A 14,951-nucleotide genomic window follows, 5' to 3' on the forward strand; every position below is an offset into this window, starting at 1 on the left:
GAGGAATGCTCCTATGAACGCCAAACTGTATCGTCACGTTTTCAGCAAGAGCCTGGGCTGCCTGGTTGCGGCGCCCGAGATCGCGCACAGCCGCACGACGGTAGGCAGCACTGGCGCGGCATCGCGCTGCATGCCGGCCATGCGACCGTTGGGCATGGCCCTGGCAATGTTGATGAGTGGCGCCCTACATGCGCAAAGCTTGCCGACCGGCGGCAGTATCGTCGGTGGGCAGGGCCATATCGGCACCGCCGGCAACACCATGACGGTGCAGCAGAACACCAGCAAACTCGCCATCAACTGGAACAGTTTCAATATCGGCGCTGGCAATACAGTGGTGTTCCGTCAGCCGTCCAGCAGTGCGGTGGCGTTGAACAGCGTACTGGGCGGCAACCCATCGCAGATCTACGGCAATCTGCAGGCGAACGGCCAGGTGTTTCTGATCAACCCGAATGGCGTGCTGTTCGGCAAGACCGCGCAGGTGAGCGTTGGCAGCTTGTTTGCGAGCACCTTGCCGATCAACGTATCGGCCTTCATGCAGGGCGGCGGCAGTTACACCTTCAGCCGCAATGCCGGCAGTGGTGCAGGGCAGGTGATCAACCAGGGCCAGCTGAAAGCCGTAAACGGCGGCTTCGTGGTACTGGCCAGCAACAAGGTGATCAACAGCGGCACGGTCAACGCCACGCTGGGCACGGTGGCGTTGGCCTCGGGCGATAGCGTCACGTTGAACCTGGACAACGCCGGTGGGCTCAGCGTCAACGTGAACGCGGCCACGCTCGGCGCGTTGATCCAGAACCAGGGTTTGATCGAAACCGACGGTGGACAGGTGCTGCTGACCGCGCGCGGCGTCGGCATGCTGCAAGCGAACGTGATGAACCTGAGCGGCGTGCTCGATGCGCGTTCGATCGGCAGCAAGAACGGCAAGATCGTTATCGATGGCGGCGATGCATCGCAAGGCGACAGCGGTAGCGTGTCGCTGGTCAAGGCGAGCGTCGATGCTTCGGGTGCGAATGCGGGCGAGCAAGGCGGTGCCGTCACCATCACCGGTCCGCACATCAATCTGCAGGGCAGCGCGATCAACGTCAGCGGCAACGCCGGCGGCGGCATCGCGTTGGTCGGTGGTGGCGCCCATGGCGAAGGTCCGCTGACGCGTGCGTTGACCACGACGGTGGATGCGGACAGCAGCATCGATGCGTCCGCAACCAACAACGGCAATGGCGGCACGGTGGTGTTGTGGTCGGACGAGGAGACCGATTTCGACGGCGCCATCCTGGGGCGCGGCGGCATGTTGGGCGGTAATGGCGGCTGGGTAGAAACCTCCAGCGAAGGCGCCGTGCATTTCCGCGGCAACGTGACTACGCGTGCGCCACATGGTACGCAAGGCACGCTGCTGCTTGATCCGTTGAACATCGTCATCGGCAACGGCAGTTCCAATCCCACGCCGGTGAACTGGACGGACGTGTCGTGCGCCACGGATGTTACCTCCAACATCACCATCGGCATGGCCGACCTGTCGGCGCAATTGAACGGCACCTCCATCCAGTTGGTGGCCAGGAACAACATTACGGATCAGGCTGGCGTGACGGTCACTGGCACCACTGGCACGCTGATCTTCCAGGCCGGCAATGTGTCGTTGACGGGCGCCTACAACGTGGCCGGCGGCCTAGTGTTCAACGTCACGGGCAGTGCGCTGGTTGCCGGCGTGATCTCCGGCGCCGGCGGCGTGACCCAGGCCGGCACGGGCACGACGATTCTCGCGGCCAACAATACCTACAGCGGCCTTACCGCCATCAACGCGGGCACGCTGCAGGTAGGCAATGGCGGTACCACCGGCAGCCTGGGCACGGGCAACGTCACCGACAGCGCCAATCTCACGTTCAACGTCAGCGGCACCACCCTCGTCAGCGGATTGATCAGTGGTGCCGGCAGCCTGACTCAGGCCGGCACGGGCACGACCATCCTGGCCGCGAACAACACCTACAGCGGCACCACCACCATCAGCGCAGGCACGCTGCAGGTGGGCAACGGCGGCACGAGCGGCCGACTCGGCACAGGCAACGTGATCGACAACGCGGCGCTGGTGTTCAACGCCAGCAGCCCCACGACGGTGACGTCGTTGATCAGCGGCACGGGCAGCCTGACCCAGGCGGGTACGGGCGCGCTCGTGCTGGCGGCCAACAATACGTACAGCGGCGGCACCACCATCAATGCCGGCACGACGTTGCAAGTAGGCAACGCCGGTGCGGCGGGCAATCTTGGTTCCGGGGCTGTCACCGATAATGGCGATCTGGTGTTCGACACCACTGGCACGACGACGATTACGCCGGTGATTGGCGGCAGCGGCAACCTAAGTCAGATAGGTACCGGCACTACGGTGCTGACAAGCAACAACACTTACAGCGGCAGCACCACGATCAGCGCGGGCACGTTGCAGGTAGGCAACGGTGGTGCGTCTGGCAGCCTGGGCACGGCGACCACCATTACGGACAACGCCAACCTGACGTTCAACCTCGGCGGCACGAACACGATCAATACGGTGATTGCGGGCACCGGCAATCTGACGAAGGCGGGTGCAGGCACACTCATCCTCGCCGCCAACAACTCCTACAGCGGCAGCACCACGATCAGTGCAGGCACGCTGCAGGTAGGTAATGGCGGTACGACGGGCAGCCTGGGCACGGGCAGCGTGACGGACAATGCCGCATTGGTGTTCAACCTCAGCAGCGCCACGACGATCAGCAATCTGATCGGTGGCGGCGGCAGCCTGACCCAGGCGGGCGCAGGCACCCTCATCGTTGCCGCCAACTACACCTACAGCGGTGGCACCACGATCAACGCGGGCACCACGCTGCAGGTGGGCAACGGCGGGGCGGCCGGCAACCTCGGTAGCGGCGCTGTTACCGACAATGGTGACCTGATCGTCAACACCACTGGTACCACCACGATCACGCCCGTGATTGGTGGCAATGGCAACCTGAGCCAGGTCGGCACCGGTACCACCGTGCTCACGGCCAACAACACTTATGCCGGCAGCACCACGATCAGCGCCGGCACGCTGCAGGTGGGCAATGGCGGCACCACCGGCAGTCTGGGAACGGCGACCACTGTTATCGACAATGCCAACCTGACTTTCGCCCTCAGCAGCAACACCACGGTCAACGCAACGATCACCGGCACGGGCAACCTGACCAAGGCGGGTTCAGGCACCACCATCCTCGCCGCCAACAACACTTACGCAGGCTCGACCACGATCAGCGCCGGCACCTTGCAGGTCGGCAACGGCGGCACGGCGGGCAGCCTCGGTACCGGCAATATCGTCGACAACGCTACGTTGATCTACAACCTGTCCGGCAACACGACGATAGCCGGCACGCTTTCCGGTACCGGTACGCTGCAGAACGCTTATCTGGGCACGGTGCAAACCTTGTCCGGCGTCTCCGGCTTTACCGGCACGTACCTGGTGCTGGCGGACGAGAACAGTGCGTCGACCGCGACGTTCAACGTGCCCACGGGAGCCAGCCTGTCCGGCAACAGGGTGGATGTACTGCTGTCCGGCAGCGCGAACGCCAACACCGCGTTCACCCCGTTCGCCGTTTTCAATCCGCAGAGCACCGCTTACACGGGCACACCGACGCTGCAGATCGACGGAAACACGGTGGCCAACAACACCGCAGCGCTCGGCGGCAAGCTGACGTCGTTCGGCACCAACATCACGTTGAGCGGCGGTTATCTCTGGCAGCTGTCCAACGGCAGCACGGTGAGCAGCTTCACCACGCTGACGGACAGCGCTGGTGCCGTGTTGAGCGGCAATGCGTGGATTGCCGTGGCGCCCGGATTGACGGTGACCGAAAGCGGCGTGCTCAGCGGCAGCGCCAATCAACTGACGGTGCAATGGCCCGGCAACGGGCCGGTCTGCACCATCGGCTGTGCCGCGCCGACGGTGATCCTGTCGGGCAACAACACCTATAGCGTCGCCGGTTACACCTATGTCGGCTACACCACATTACAGATCGGCAATGGCGGCGCCTCGGGCAGCGTCGGCACTGGCAACGTAAACCTGGGCTATGCCAATTCGACGCTGGCCTTCAATACGAGTGGCACGACCACTGTCAATGGTCCCATCGTGGGTGTCGGCGGCCTGGTGCAGCAAGGCACCGGCACCACCATCCTGGCCGCCAACAACAGCTACAGCGGCAGCACCACGATCGCGGCGGGCACGCTGCAAGTGGGCAACGGCGGCACCACTGGCAGCCTGGGTACGGCGGCCACGGTCACCGACAACGGCACGCTGACGTACGACCTCAGCGGCAACGCAACCGTCAGCACGACCATCACCGGCACCGGCAATCTGACGCAGGCCGGTACCGGCACCACCATCCTCACCGCCAACAACACTTACAGCGGTGCGACCACGATCACGTCAGGCACGCTGCAAGTGGGCAACGGCGGCGGCTCGGGCAGCCTGGGCACGGGCGCTATCGCTGACAGCGGAACGCTGCTCTACAACCTGTCGCGCAGCACGACCATCGCCAATCCCCTGACGGGCAGCGGCACGATTGAAAACGCGTATCTGGGAACGACTCAAACCCTGAGCAACGTCACCGGGTTCACCGGCACGTATGCGGTAAGCACCAACGAGGTAAATGCCAGCGTTGCCGGCCTTGCTCTACCCACCGGAACGAGCCTGTCCGGCAACACGTTCAACACCATCATCACCGCGGCCAATCCCAACAGCTCGTTCACGCCCTACAAGGTCTTCAACAGCACCTATACGGGCACGCCTACGCTGGAAATCAACGGACTGGTGGTAAGCAATGCCACGACGGCAGTCGGCGGCACGCTGACCTCGTACAACACCAACATCACACTGGGCGGCGGCTATCTGTGGAGCCTGTTCGATGGCACCACCACCACGGGCTTCAATACGCTCACGGATAGCAACAGCTATGTGCTGGGCGGCAATTCGAACATCACCGTGGCGCCAGGTTTGACCGTGACGCAAAGCGGCGCGCTCAGCGGCAGCGGCAACCTGACGATTCAAGAATCGTGCGGCGTGTCGCTGTGCAATGCGAGCACGGTCATCCTCACCGCCAACAACACTTACAGCGGCACCACCACGATCAGCAACGGCACCGTGCAAGTGGGTAACGGCGGCACCACCGGCAGCCTTGGCACGGGCAACATCATCAACAACGGCAACCTCACCTACAACCTCAGCGGCACCACGACGGTCGCCGGCTCGATCAGCGGCACGGGAAATCTGACTCAAGCGGGCACGGGCACCACGATCCTGGCCGCCAACAACAACTACAGCGGCAGCACCAACATCACAGCAGGCACGCTGCAGGTAGGCAATGGCGGCGGCACAGGCAGCCTTGGCACCGGCAACGTCACCGACACGGCCAACCTCACGTTCAACTCGTCGGGCAACTCGACGGTGTTCGGTGTGCTCAGCGGCAACGGCACGCTGACGCAGAACGGCACCGGTGCCGTGGACATTGGTGGCGGCAATACGTCCGCCATCAACACCTTCAATGGCAGTGTCACGATCAACGCCGGAACATTGATCGGCGACGGCGGCAACAACGCATACGGCGCGCTTGGCAATGGAACGACCATCACCGTCAACAGCGGCGGCACGCTCATGGCCGGGGCCAACAGCAACGGGCTTATCGGTACGGCGCAATCGGCCACGATCATTCTCAATAGCGGTTCGGTGTTGACGACCAGCGTCAACAGCACGACCGATACGCTGGGGCGTTTGACGCTCAATGGCGGAACGATCGCGGACCAGGGTTCGGTAACTGGCAATGGCGCGACCTATGGCGCGTGGTACCTCACCCAGAACGTCACCGTGACGGCGAATTCGACGATATCGGCGGTGGGCGTCACCCTCGATCAGTCGGGCGGCACCAATTTCAATATCGCTGCAGGAAATCAGTTGCTGGTCAGCGGCACGTTTATCCTGGGCGGTACCGGCATGAACCTGACCGGCCCCGGCACCATGGTGCTGACCGGCGCTAACACCTATTCCAGCACCACCACCATCAGCAGCGGCACGCTGCAAGTGGGCAATGGCGGGAGCACCGGGAGCCTTGGTACGGGCGCCGTGGTCGACAACGCCAACCTGATGTTCAACGTGAGCGGCACCACGACGGCGCCTGGCGTGATCAGCGGCACTGGCAATGTTTCGCAGGTGGGCACGGGCACCACGATTCTTGCCGCCAACAACACCTACAGCGGCATCACCACGATCAGTAGCGGCACATTGCAAGTGGGCAATGGCGGCGCGGCTGGCAGCCTTGGTACGGGCGCTGTCACCGACAACGCGAATCTGCGGTTCAACACCGCCGGTACGACGACCGTCAACGGATCGATCAGCGGCACCGGCAATCTCACGCAAGCGGGCACGGGTACCACCGTGCTGGCCGCCAACAACAGCTACAGCGGAAGCACCACCATCAGCGCGGGTACGTTGCAGGTCGGCAACGGTGGTACGACGGGCAGCCTGGGTACGGCGGCCACCGTCACCGACAACGGCACGCTGGCGTTCAACCTCAGCGGCAACACCACGGTCAACGCATCGATCGGGGGCACCGGCAACCTGGTCCAGAAAGGCACCGGCACCACCATTCTTGCTGCCAGCAACAGCTATGGCGGCACCACCACCATCACCGCCGGCACGTTGCAGATAGGCAATGGCGGCACGTCGGGAAGCCTCGGCACGGGCAGTGTGACCGACAGCGGCAACCTCACCTTCGACCTGTCGAACAACACGACGATTGCGAATGCCATCAGCGGCAGCGGCACGCTGGAAAACGTGTATCTGGGGACGGTGCAGAACTTGACGAGCGTGTCCGGCTTCACCGGTACCTACGCCGCATTGGCGGACGAAGTTGCCGGCACCACGGCGACATTCAACATACCCAGCGGCACCAGTCTGGCCGGCAATACCTTCGACGTGATCGTGACGGCGACCAATCCCGATGCGTCGTTCACGCCGTTTCCGGTATTCAATACCCAGAACACGTCATACGCGGGCACGCCGACGCTGGAAATCAACGGCCTGGTGGTCGCCAACGCCACGGCGGCGGTGGGTGGCGAGCTGACCTCCTACAACACCAACATCACGCTGGGTGGCGGCTACCTGTGGAGCTTGAACAACGGCACCACCACCACGTACTACACCACGACCCTGGGCAGCACGACCACGGCGTTGACCGGCGATGCCACCATCACCGTCGCGCCGGGTTTGACGGTGACAGAAGCGGGATTGCTCAGTGGCAACGGCAACCTGTCGATCGTGCAATGCGGCTTCACGCAATGCGCGCCGAGCACGACGATTCTCACTGCCAACAACACCTATACCGGCACCACCACCATCACCAACGGCACGCTGCAGATCGGCAACGGCGGTGCATCGGGCAGCCTGGGTACCGGCAACGTCATCAATAGCGGGAATCTTGTTTTCAACGTCAGCGGCACGACGACGGTCGCCGGTTCGGTCAGCGGCACGGGCAATCTCACGCAAGCGGGTACAGGCACGACGGTGCTCGCTGCCAACAACAGCTACAGCGGCAACACCACGATCAGTGCCGGCACGCTGCAAGTCGGCAACGGTGGCGCATCCGGCAGCCTGGGCACGGCGAACAACGTTACTGACAACGCCAACCTGACGTTCGATCTCAGCAGCACCACGACGGTCAGCGCGGTGATCGGCGGCACGGGCAACCTGACGCAGGCAGGCACGGGTATCACCGTCCTGACCGGCAACAACATCTATGCCGGCACCACCACCATCACGGCCGGCACGTTGCAGGTGGGCAACAACGGAACCAGCGGTACGCTGGGTGCCGGTGCGGTGAGCGACAACAGCAACTTGGTGATCAATCGATCGGATGCCGCATTGAATCTGAGCGCCGTGGCGTCGAACACGACCGGCATTACCGGTACCGGCAACTTCACGTCGAACGTCGTCGGCAATTTCACCATCGACCGGTCGATCAATCTCGGCGGCGACGTAACGGCGACCGGCGGTGCCGGTAGCGACGGTTTGAGCGGTGGCGCAGCTGGCGGCGCTGGCGGCTCAATCGTCGAGAGTGCAGGCGTCAGTATTTCTGCCGCTAACGTGACGCTCACGGGCGGCGCGGGTGGCATCGGAGGAACGCAGCCCAGTCAATCGACTACCGCCAATATTGTCGGCGGAGCGGGTGGTGCGGGTGGCGTCGTGGTGGTGGACGGAACGATCAGCGCAACAGGTGGGATCGCGCTGACAGGTGGCGCGGGCGGCGGTGGCGGCGGCGGTAGAGGTGGCACCTGTCGCGGCTGCTCCAACATGATCTCGGGCAGTGCAGGTGGTGCTGGCGGCGCGGGCGGTTACGTTGTCGTGTCAGGTGGCATAAATGCTGGCACTGGCGGCATCGCACTCACCGGCGGTGCCGGAGGCGGTGGTGGCGGTGGCGGCGGTGCCGTCACGGGTTATCACAATGGTGGCGCCGCTGCGAGCAGCGGTGGCGCGGGTGGGGCAGGCGGCAATGTGTCGATCAATGGCCAGAATTTGATGACGACTGGCGCGATCAACGCCACCACCGGCAATGGCGGCGGCGGTGGCGGTGCTGGTGGCGGTTCATCCGGCTATGCCGGCGGCAATGGTTTATCGGGAACCGCAGGCACCACCGGAGGAGCCGGCGGGACAGGCGGGCGTGGTACCAATCAAAGCGGAGGTGCGGGCGGCGCGGCGGGCGTGGCTGGCGGTGCAGGCAGCACCGGCTTCAACGGAACCAATACCGCGAGCGGTGGCACTGGTGGTGTGGGCGGCAGTGCGAGTGCTGTGGTCTTCAACGCCGGTACAAGCACACTGACCGGCAGCAATTTGAGCGTAAGCGCCAACAGTGGCGTAGTGCTCAACGCCGGGACCACGGCGGTCGTCAACGTCACTGGCGCGCCGAATCTCGCCAACAACATTACGGGCTCGGGCAATCTCACCCAGGCCGGCCCTGGCATGCTCACGCTGTCGGGCGCGAGCACGTACACCGGCACCACGTACGTCAACAGCGGTACGGTGAACATCAGCGGTTCCTTGAACACCGGCAGTGCAACGGCCAACGTCGTGATGGCGAACGGCACGAGCTTCAGCGCGGCCAACATCACGGCGGGCCTTGCGAATATCTCGGGCAGCGGCAACATCACCTTGGCGGGCGTGAAAGCCAACGGCTCGATCACCGCGAACACCACTGGCAACCTCACGCTGAGTGCCAACCTCACTAGTGGCGGCAACGTCACGCTGGTGGCCGGTGCCAACGGTGTATCCGGGCTTCCATCCGGCACGGATACGGCGGGGGACGTGCAGACCACCAACGGTGCCGAGATCATTCTGCCCAATGCCGGCACGTTCACGGCCTACACCGGCAACGACAACGTTGCGCAACTGAGTGCCGCCGTGGTCGGCGCCACGGGTGCCACGGACTACCTTGCCTACAATGCGAATATGGGCAACGTGACCAACGTGACGGCGGGCACGCGCAATTTCGACGTGCGCACGCAACCCAATCTCTCCGGCGTATTCACCGCCAACAAGACCTACGACGGCAGCAACAACGCACTGAGCGTGTTGAACATCGGTTCGTCCAGCGTGCTGGGTTCCATCGGCGGGGCAGGCGGTTGCACCTCCGTGGCGATCAACACCAGCAGCTTGAACATCACCGGTGCGGTGTTCAACACCAGCCATGTCGGCAACGGCCTTACCGTGACCGTGCAGGCCGGCACGTTGAGCTTGAATGCGAGCTTCAGCGGCAAGACCTGGAATGTGTCCATGTTGAGCCCCGTCATCAGCAATCCCAACGGCGGCGGCACGATCACGCCGAAGGCGGTGACGGTCACGGCATCGACGGATACCAAGACGTACGACGGCACCACCACCAGCGCTGCGGCGGTGACCAACATCACCGGCTTGCTGTCAGGCGACAACCTCACGGGCCTGTTCCAGTCGTACAACAACACGCACGTGCTGGGCAGCAATGGCTCGCTGCTGGTGGTCAATGGCAGCGGCGTGGGCGTGGCCGGCAACCACAGCAGCTTGTTGAGCGACTACGCGATCAGCTACGCCAACACGACAGGCACGATCACACCGAAGGCGGTGACAGTAACGGCATCGACGGACACCAAGGCCTACGATGGCACCATCGCAAGCAGCGCGGCGGTGACCAATATCACCGGCCTGCTGACTGGCGACAGCCTGGCCGGCCTGACCCAGACGTACAACAGCGCTCACGCGCAAGGTGCCAATGGCTCGCTGCTGATCGTGAATGGCAGCGGGGCGAGCGTGAGTGGCAGCCACGGCAGCGTGCTGAGCGACTACGCGATCAGCTACGTCAACACGACGGGCACCATTACGCCGCGCGTGCTGGCCACGGTCATCAATGCCGTGGGCAAGACTTACGACGGCACCACTAGCACGACCTCCACGGTGAGCCTGGCGCCCACTGGCCTGGTCGGCAACGACACGGCCACGGGCGTCACGGGTTTCAACTTGGCCTTCGACAACCCGAACGCCGGCACACGCAATGTGGTGGCAAGCGGCACAGGCAGCCTGGCCGGCTTCACGGGTGCGGCCAGCGGCAACGGCAGCGGCGTGGGTGCCGGCAACGAGGTGGCGGGACTGGCCAGTGACTACGTCGTCGCGACACCACCTTCGGCCAGCGCGGTGATCAGTGCCGCCAATCTCATTGTCACGGCCAACAACGACGCCAAGATCGTCACGCAGAGTGACACGGCCGGTTACAACGGCGTGAGCTTCACCGGCTTCGTCGGGGGCGACAACGCCAGCAGCCTGGGCGGCACGCTCTCGATCATGCGCACGGGCGTGGGCGTCGACGAGGCGGCCGGCACGTACAACGGTGTGCTGGTGGCTTCCGGCTATACCGCCAGCAACTACAACATCAGCTACGTCAACGGCAATTACCAGATCGTGCCCGCGCAACAGTTGCTGGTGCACATCCAGAACATGAACAATACCTACGGCACCACGCCGGGCTACGCCATCACCAGCGCTCAGTACATGGACAGCGGCAACGTTATCCACACACTGACCCAAACGAGCCGCAACGGAAACACGTTCACCTACAGCGACAATGTTGGCGGCAGCGCCACGTTTACCGTGACGCCCACCGGCGCGGTGCAAAGCGACGCGGGCTTCCTGGCGGCAGGCAACTACGGCCTGACAGGCTCGAACACCAGCATCGTGGGCAACAACTTCATGCAGGCGGTCTACGTCGGCAACCAGATGGTAGGCCGGGCCGCGTTGACGCCGTTGGCCAATGGCTTATCGAAGGTGTACGACGGCACGACGGCCATACCCAACCTGGCAGTGGGCCTGCAGGGCATGCTGTCGGGTGACATCGTCAACGTCTCCGGCGTTGGGGCATTCAATACCACGCATGCGGGCAGCAACATCGGCTATACCGTCAACAACATGGTTTTGGGCGGCGCGGACGCCAATGATTACTACCTGAGCAGCAACACGCTCGCCGGTAACGACGGCACGATCACGCCGAAGACAGTGACGGTCACGGCGTCAACCGACACCAAGGCGTACGACGGCACCACCACGAGCAATGCGGCGGTCACCAACATCACCGGCTTGCTGTCGGGCGACAATCTGACCGGCATGTTCCAGTCGTACAACAGCACCCACGTATTGGGCACGGACGGCTCGCTGCTGGTGGTGAATCACAGTGGCGTCGGTGTGAGCGGCAACCACAGCAGTCTGTTGAGCGACTACGCCATCGGCTATGTCAACACGGCGGGCACGATCACGCCGGCAACCTTGACGGTGACGTCGAACACGGGCACCAAGGTGTACGACGGCGGTGCCGCGTCGAACGTGACGGCGACGGTGACGGGTTTCCGCGGCACGGACAGCCTGAACGGAACGGTGACCGAGGTGTACAACTCAAGCCACGCGTTGGGTACCGACGGCTCGACGTTGTCGGCGGCCACCACGCTGACCAATGCGTCGATCAACGGCGGCGGCTACATCTCGGATTACACCGTGTCCTATGTGAGCGCAACGGGCACGATCAGCCCTGCGCAAGTCATCGTGACGGCGTCCACCGATACAAAGATGTACGACGGCACGACGGCAAGCAGCGCGGCCGTGACCAACATCACCGGCCTGGTGGGGAGCGACACGCTCACGAATCTGTTCCAGGCCTACAACAATTCGCAGGTGCTGGGTGCGCACGGTTCCCTGCTGGTGGTCGACGGCGAGGACGTGGGATTGAGCAGCAGCATGGGAAGTCGTCTGGGCGATTACGCCATCACTTATGTCAGTACTGCGGGTACCATCACGCCGCGGCCGGTGGTGGCGTCGAATGTGATCTTGAATCGCGACGGCACGTTGAACATTTCGCAGGCCACGCTATCGGGCGTGCTGCCTGGCGAAACGCTGACGATCACGCAGGGCAGCACACCAGGTACGCTGGTATTGGCCGGACCGACCGCGGGGGATTATGTGCTGCGCGTTCCCCGCGTGGTGCAAGCGGACCCGCCCTTTGATGCAACCCAATGGCGTGGTGCATTGCGTACGGGACAGCACATGATTGGCTTGATGCCGCCGCCATGGGTCACGGTGACGCAAACCGACGTGTCTCCCGTATTGATGGACGTGGCGCAAAGCGGCCAGTTGCCCAGCCAGGCGTTGTACTGTGTGCAGGGAGCCGTTCGCGTACCCGACTATGTATCGGCCATGCCGGTGATGGGGTGTTCACAGATGACGTCGAGGCACGCGGGTGGCTGAAACGTGACAACCCAGCATGCGGTGATCGGCCCCTCCCCTACGTGTAGTAGGGGAGGGCTGGGGTGGGGTGAAGCGAATCTTGCGGTGATGTTCAATCATGCGCAAAACATCAGTCCGGCGCAGCCGGACGCGAGCTTCGCTCGCAGCACCCCACCCCAACCCTCCCCTGCAAGCAGGGGAGGGAGTGGAATGCATCACGCGAATGGCATCTGAATCAACGTGGAGAAACTTGCGCATGAACGCCGAAGCAAAACCTGCTGCAAGCAATAACCCTTCGTCTCCAGAGGAACCGGTTTTTTCACTAGCCCGCTTCGAATCCACCTGCTACGCGCGCAAACACGAAGACGCCGCGCGTGAGTTCGTGGCCCTGTTGGGCATGCTCGACCGCAACTACGGCGGACTCGACGTCGGCTTCGATGCGCAACCTACTGCCAGCATGATGGGTGCGGACCAGGATCCGCACATCATCAACCGCATCTGCTCGGCGCTGTCGGCATTGTTCAGCGATCCGACCTTCAGCCTTTCCTTCGATGGCTATCGGCAGCTGCTGTATTTCCATCGCTGGATCGCCACGCTGTTCGCCGCCAGTTCCTTCAGGAATGCCGATCACATCCTGCGCGCGCTCAACATCAAGGGGGCGAATGCCAGGGCGGTGGAAGTCAACAATCGTGACCTGGCGAAATTCTGCCTGCTCTATACGCCGAACTCCGAAATTCCCATGAACATGGAGGCGCTGTGGCAGACCGATCGCCATCTCGCGGTGGCGCTCGCTTGCGCCTTGCTGTCGCCGCGTTTTCTGGGCACGGTCGCCGCACACGACAAGCGCGAAGTGTTGCTGCAATGGCTGCCTTCGAAGCTCGACGCGATCGAAGACCTGGACGTGCTCCCCATCGGGGTACTGCATGACGTCTACATGCATTGCAGCTATGCCGATACGCCGAAGCGGCATGCGATCAAGGCGCCGATAAACCGACTGGTGCGCAAGAAACTTGTCGAGCAGGGCTTCAAGGACGTTGAAGGCGCGCCGCGTGTGCGCGTGCCGGGCGAGAAGCCATTGCTGATGGTGATACTGGAATGGTTTTCCGGTTCGCATTCGATCTATCGCACGCATTCGGCATCGATCAAGGCGGCGCGCGAACGGTTCCACGTGGTGGGCATCGGCCATGCCGGACAGGTGGACGAGCTGGGCAAGGCGGTGTTCGACGAGTACATCGAAGTAAAGGGCGAGACCGTTTCCTTCGTACGCGCCAAAGCGCAGGAACTGCGGCCGGAGATCGTCTACTACCCCGCCTTCGGCATGTTTCCGCACAGCATCTATCTGACCAACCTGCGCCTGGCGCCGGTGCAGATCGTCTCTTACGGACATCCAGCCACATCGATGTCGCCCTGCATCGACTATTTCGTACTGCCGGAGGACTGGGTAGGCGACCCGGGCCTTTTCAGCGAAAAACTGCTGCCGCTGCCGAAGGCGGCGATGCCGTTCGTACCCTCGGCACAAAGCGGCGCTTATCGGTCCACGCTGCGTGAGCATCCGGATACGGTACGCGTGGCGGTCGCCGCCACCACCATGAAATTGAACCCCGCTTTTATCGAAGCGCTCGTCCAGATCGGGCGCAAGGCGGGCCGCCCGGTCCAGTTCCATTTTTTCATGGGCGTGACGCGCGGGCTGGTCTATCTGGAAGCGCGCGATCTGGTTCAACGCTACCTGCCCGAGGCCGCGATCCATCCGATCATGCCGTACGCCGAATACATGGCGCGGATCAACGCATGCGACCTTTATCTGAATCCGTTCCCGTTCGGCAACACCAACGGTATCGTCGATGTGACCGCATTGGGCCTGGTCGGCGTGTGCAAGACCGGTCCGGAAGTGCTGGAGCATATCGACGAAGCACTGTTCACCCGCATCGGTTTGCCGGACTGGTTGGTCGCCAAGTCTGTGGAGGCTTATGAGCAAGCTGCGCTACGGCTGATCACGGATGATGCACTGCGACTGTCCTTGCGGCGCGAGCTGTTGGCGCGTGACGCGACGCAGGTGTTCTATACAGGCAAGCCGGCGTTGTTCGCCGAGGCGCTGGCGCATTTGCTCGAAGGGTGAGTGCGTACGCCGTAAAAGCTGTCATGTCCATTATGGCCATGTACATACTCGCGTAAATGATGA

At 63.2% G+C, this 14,951-nt stretch carries 2 protein-coding genes; both read left to right on the forward strand.

Features of this window, described 5'->3' with window-relative positions:
• Positions 1–13: 13 nt before the first annotated feature.
• Positions 14–12,793, forward strand: a complete 12,780-nt coding sequence (locus tag ACTHNE_RS15705; RefSeq protein ID WP_440269738.1) for an autotransporter-associated beta strand repeat-containing protein — start codon at positions 14–16, stop codon at positions 12,791–12,793.
• A gap of 235 nt (positions 12,794–13,028) precedes the next feature.
• Positions 13,029–14,888: a hypothetical protein gene (locus ACTHNE_RS15710; protein WP_440269739.1), complete on the forward strand. Its 1,860-nt coding sequence runs from the start codon at positions 13,029–13,031 to the stop codon at positions 14,886–14,888.
• The last annotated feature ends 63 nt before the right edge of the window (positions 14,889–14,951 follow it).

It is taken from the genome of Dyella sp. (assembly GCF_051954575.1).
Classification (GTDB): domain Bacteria; phylum Pseudomonadota; class Gammaproteobacteria; order Xanthomonadales; family Rhodanobacteraceae; genus Dyella_B.

Bases quoted from the DNA above. Each gene is read 5' to 3' on its own strand.
- ACTHNE_RS15705 (WP_440269738.1), top strand. From the start codon at position 14: ATGAACGCCAAACTGTATCGTCACGTTTTCAGCAAGAGCCTGGGCTGC.
- ACTHNE_RS15710 (WP_440269739.1), top strand. From the start codon at position 13,029: ATGAACGCCGAAGCAAAACCTGCTGCAAGCAATAACCCTTCGTCTCCA.